This window comes from Flavobacterium psychroterrae, assembly GCF_018380615.1.
Classification (GTDB): Bacteria; Bacteroidota; Bacteroidia; order Flavobacteriales; family Flavobacteriaceae; genus Flavobacterium; species Flavobacterium psychroterrae.
Genome location: NZ_JAGYVZ010000060.1, coordinates 1 through 3,485 on the forward strand (window position 1 = coordinate 1; position 3,485 = coordinate 3,485).

Here is a 3,485-nt window from a genome sequence, read left to right on the forward strand (position 1 = left end):
GGTTATGGAAAGTAAAGAATAATGTAAAGTAGAATATGACTAACCATTACTTTTGTGATAATTAAGACATTCTACTTTACATTATATCTTATTTAAAATTCTTGAGCCATTCTAAAAGATTTTCATTTTCAATCCATATTGGGGCTTCTTTTTTCACAACACCAACATATGCCATTTCTATTGCATCTCGTTTTTGTTTAGAATCAACCTTAGCATAAACTTCGGTTGTTGTTACTGATTCATGCCCAAGAATATCACGGATATAAATTAAGTTGACACCCGCTTGTAATAGATGCATGGCTTTTGAATGCCTTAACGAATGGCAACTGATTTTTGTTGGTATGAGCACAGGATTTTCCTTCCTTGCCATTGAGGCGTATTTCTGAAGAATATGTGTAACACCTGCCCTTGTTAGTTTTTCTTTGCGGGTATTACTAAACAAAGGGTACATATTGGCATAATCTTCAAGCAAAGAGTTCTTTGACATATAATTTTTCAGATGGATAACTTCTTCATTCATTAATGGAACTATTCTGGCTTTGTTTCCTTTTCCGACTATTTTAATTGTATAAGGTTTGTTTAGCCGTAAACTGAAAGGAGTAAGATCAATAATTTCCTGCACTCGTGCACCTGTATCGTACATCAATGCAATCATCGCTAGGTCACGAATACCCTTGCTTGTAGATAGATCAGGTTGGAGCAATAGAAGTTTTATACCATCAATTGTCAGGTAATTAATAGAGCCTTTATTTGTTTTTTTAACTTTGATTGATAAGATTCTTCGGCATTCATCTATTTGCTCAGGCCATTCATATTGAACAAATTTAAAAAAGGAATGCAATGCTGCTAGTCTTACATTACGTGTTGAAATACTACACTTTCGAACCGTTTCCAGATAATTAAGAAAATCATCTACACATTTTTTTGTAAGGTCGCTAAACATCAGCTTTTCAGGTCGTATCTTTTTTTCATTTTCCATAAACGAGATTAGCAAAATGAATGTTGCTCTATAAGATGTAATAGTATTATAACTCATACCTCTTTCTGCTGGCAAATATTTAGTTAGAAAGTCTGCAAGACTTTTAGAGAAATCAACTGTTTTCATAATTGTCATGATTATATAATTCAGGGAATAAAAATGGAGATATATTGTTAACCTTAGTAAGAATAGAAGGGTACATTTCTGATGTCAACCGGACATATGCGTTCGTACTGGCAATTGATGTATGTCCTAAGTAAGTAGAAAGAATTGGCAGGGAGTAGTATAAATCAATATCGTCTTCTGCCATCTTAGCCAAAGAATGAACACCGAAAGTATGTCTTAGATGATGTAAATGTGGTCCCTGATGCTTTCCTTTATGAGGTATTCCAGCCTGGAATAAAATTTTTCTAAACCAATTGTACACTTTGTGGCTATCACAACTATCACCGTTCGGGTGCACAAACAGTAAATTTGTATTTCTCCGTAATGGAAAATGCTTTCTATGACTTATATAGTCACTAATGACCGCTGTTAATGATGCAGAAAGTGGTATCAGTCGGTCTGTTCCATTCTTTGTATTCCGAACTACGACATACTGTTCCTGAAGATTCACATCGTTGCATGATAGGGATAGCGCTTCTCCCAATCGTAAACCGCAACCATATAGTAATCTCAGCAAACATGGCAGTATCAAGACCATTGAGTTATAGCAGGTACTTTTTGTTTCTAAATTATCACATGCAATGAACAACGATTCTACTTCCTCTTTCGTATAAATGTAAGGCGTATATACATTCTTTATTTTTGGCAAAACAGGAAGAAAGGAAGAATAATTCAATGTTATTAAGAAGAAAGAAAATGCCCTGATAATCTGTATCCGATTATACCATGTTTTGTCTGATTCATTCAGGCGTCTTACACACCATTGCTCACAAAGTTCCTTGGAAAGTCCAATATTTAGCTCTTCACGGGCAAGCACAAGCTGATCGAACTTGGTAAATGCATATTCGATGTTATTGTATTTATATCCAAGACTTCTCTTTAATGTTATAAACTCTTTGATAAAAGGTTTATAAATGCTGTAATAATAAACGTTCATGATACAAACCCTCCTTTCTGTTGATAAAATGTTGAAGGGACTAAAGAAACATCAAGTGCGCATTGTCTAAGTTGGTTTATATCAATACGCAGGTAAAACATTGTTGAAGATGTATGACCATGTCCCAAAGCTTCAGATATAACAGGGAGCGATGTTTTGTTTCCAAGAAGCTCACTTGCAAAGCTATGTCTGAGTGCATGTGCTCCATGCTTTCTTTCTTTAAGAGAGATGCCTGATCGATGAATATAAAATCTGGCAACACGAGAAACATCTTCCGCTGTTACTTTTTTATATGGCGATAACTGTTGGAGAAAGCAGTGACTTTCATCAGAAACCGCACGAGCATATTTTAAATAATCTATAATTGCATTGCCTATCTCTGGCAGAAGAGGTAAAGTAATACTCTTCTTTGTTTTAAACTGCGTAAACGTAAGGACGTGCTTATCCCAATCTATATCTTCAAACTTCAACCCCGCAATATCAGAAACACGCATGCCCAATTTAATCGCTAACAAAATCATAGCGTAATCCCTTTTTCCTGATGAATTAGATCTATCTATAGAATTTAGTATCGATTTTATTTCGTCTGTAGAGAAGAATGAAGGGAGTTTAGGTTGCCCTTTGTAATTGGTACGTTGTATTATTTTAGACCAGTCAGTGCTAAAAACTTTTTCTTCATAAGCATACTTAAGAAAACCTTTAACAACTCCCAATGTGGAATGGTTAACCGACAGAGTACTGGGATTAAGATTCTTAATAAAGAAAAGAATATATACTTCGCTTATATCATCAATCTTTTGCACCCCTTTATCCTCTAAAAACAAAAAAAGAGTATACAAAGATCTGATATTATTATTAGCGGTACTTTTAGCCAATCCAAAAGTGGTCTTTCTAAAATTGATATATCCTTCCATCAATATGCCTATTTCTCCTGTGAATACTTTGGGCGGATTTCTTCGTAGTGGTGCAGAGCCAAAATGTATCTTACCTGTTTGTTGAAATACAGAAAGTGCATCCACTGTATTTACTAACCTCCTTTGCATTTGATTAAGATTAGCATATTCGTATGCTCCCAACTTTGATTTTATAAACTGTTTGCCTACTGTTATGTCAAAGAACTCAATATTGTTAGCAGATATAAAAATCTTCAACGGTTTCCATGTTTGCCAGTATTGGCGGATGGTAAACCTGCTTCGTTGAAGTGATCGGAGATGGTTTTCAAAGCTGATTACCAGCTCATCAATGGTTTGTACTTCATTCATAATTAAATATTTAGTTGTTAAGGCATAATTGCCGACAACAAAATAATGTAAAGTAAAATAGAATACACATTGTGTAGCTACAGCTAAAAGAACAGATTGACACAGACTATTTTACATAATCTTTTACTTTCCATAACCTTTT

The 3,485-nt window shown here is 34.5% G+C and carries 3 protein-coding genes; all 3 read right to left on the reverse strand.

What is annotated here, in order from left to right; translation table 11 throughout:
• Positions 1 to 88: 88 nt before the first annotated feature.
• Genes KHA90_RS24860 through KHA90_RS24870 form a run of 3 tightly spaced genes read right to left on the reverse strand, consistent with a single transcriptional unit; the run spans position 89 to position 3,343 of the window.
• Positions 89 to 1,105, reverse strand: a complete 1,017-nt coding sequence (locus KHA90_RS24860) for a site-specific integrase (protein WP_213308198.1) — start codon at positions 1,103 to 1,105, stop codon at positions 89 to 91.
• Positions 1,092 to 2,081: a tyrosine-type recombinase/integrase gene (locus KHA90_RS24865; RefSeq protein WP_127340986.1), complete on the reverse strand. Its 990-nt coding sequence runs from the start codon at positions 2,079 to 2,081 to the stop codon at positions 1,092 to 1,094. The genes KHA90_RS24860 and KHA90_RS24865 overlap by 14 nt, the downstream gene beginning before the upstream one ends.
• A complete protein-coding gene (locus tag KHA90_RS24870; RefSeq protein WP_127340987.1) occupies positions 2,078 to 3,343 on the reverse strand; it encodes a tyrosine-type recombinase/integrase in 1,266 nt (421 codons plus the stop codon). Before KHA90_RS24870 ends, KHA90_RS24865 begins: the two co-directional genes overlap by 4 nt.
• Between the last annotated feature and the right edge of the window lie 142 nt (positions 3,344 to 3,485).

Excerpts from the sequence above, each read along its gene's own strand:
- KHA90_RS24860 (WP_213308198.1), bottom strand. The coding sequence starts at position 1,105 with ATGAAAACAGTTGATTTCTCTAAAAGTCTTGCAGACTTTCTAACTAAA.
- KHA90_RS24865 (WP_127340986.1), bottom strand. The coding sequence starts at position 2,081 with ATGAACGTTTATTATTACAGCATTTATAAACCTTTTATCAAAGAGTTT.
- KHA90_RS24870 (WP_127340987.1), bottom strand. The coding sequence starts at position 3,343 with ATGAATGAAGTACAAACCATTGATGAGCTGGTAATCAGCTTTGAAAAC.